Annotated in this window: 1 rRNA gene; it reads right to left on the bottom strand. The window is 47.4% G+C overall.

From position 1 onward, the window contains the following. Position 1: 1 nt before the first annotated feature. A 5S ribosomal RNA gene (gene rrf / locus H0Z09_RS27210) occupies positions 2-117 on the bottom strand. Between the last annotated feature and the right edge of the window lie 153 nt (positions 118-270).

Raw genomic sequence — 270 nt, 5'->3', positions numbered from 1 at the left:
ATCTTGACGATGACCTACTCTCACATGGGGAAACCCCACACTACCATCGGCGATGCATCGTTTCACTGCTGAGTTCGGGATGGGATCAGGTGGTTCCAATGCTCTATGGTCGTCAAGAAATTCTGTATACCAGACCGTTGTGTGAACAACGTGCCGGTGAAAATTCATGGACTTCTACAAAAACAAAACCCCATCTGCTTTCGCAAATGGGGTTTCGGAATTTAATCTTGACGATGACCTACTCTCACATGGGGAAACCCCACACTACCA

This window comes from Pseudomonas sp. SWRI18 (assembly GCF_014268345.1).
GTDB lineage: Bacteria > Pseudomonadota > Gammaproteobacteria > Pseudomonadales > Pseudomonadaceae > Aquipseudomonas > Aquipseudomonas cedrina.
The sequence above is the reverse complement of the archived record's forward strand: the minus strand, read 5'-3'. Positions and strand labels throughout refer to the sequence as shown.